Below are 260 nucleotides of genomic sequence, written 5' to 3'. Positions count from 1 at the left end.
ACTGCTGTGGTCACCGAAGATGTGAATGTTGCCAACAATAACCTGAGCAGTAGTGGTACCTTGACCATTACTGATGTCGATGCCGGCCAATCCAGTTTTATCGCCCAGCCTTCTGTGGCAGGCACCTACGGGACCTTTACCCTGTCCGCCAATGGGGTGTGGACGTACACGGCGAACAATGCACAAACAGCCATCCAGCAGTTAGGGGCTGGCCAAACGCTGACCGATAGCTTTACTGCGACTTCAGCCGATGGCAGTGC

The 260-nt window shown here is 54.6% G+C and carries 1 protein-coding gene; it reads left to right on the top strand.

What is annotated here, in order from left to right; all coding sequences use genetic code 11:
• Positions 1 to 260 (top strand): VCBS domain-containing protein (locus ACN4Z1_RS16025; RefSeq protein ID WP_419413492.1); only part of this gene is annotated, 260 nt, incomplete at both ends.

Origin of the sequence: Legionella sp. ST3F1, assembly GCF_048553315.1 — a bacterium.
GTDB classification, from domain to species: domain Bacteria; phylum Pseudomonadota; class Gammaproteobacteria; order Legionellales; family Legionellaceae; genus Tatlockia; species Tatlockia donaldsonii.
Note: the sequence above shows the minus strand (reverse complement) of the source record. Positions and strands in the feature narration are given on the sequence as shown.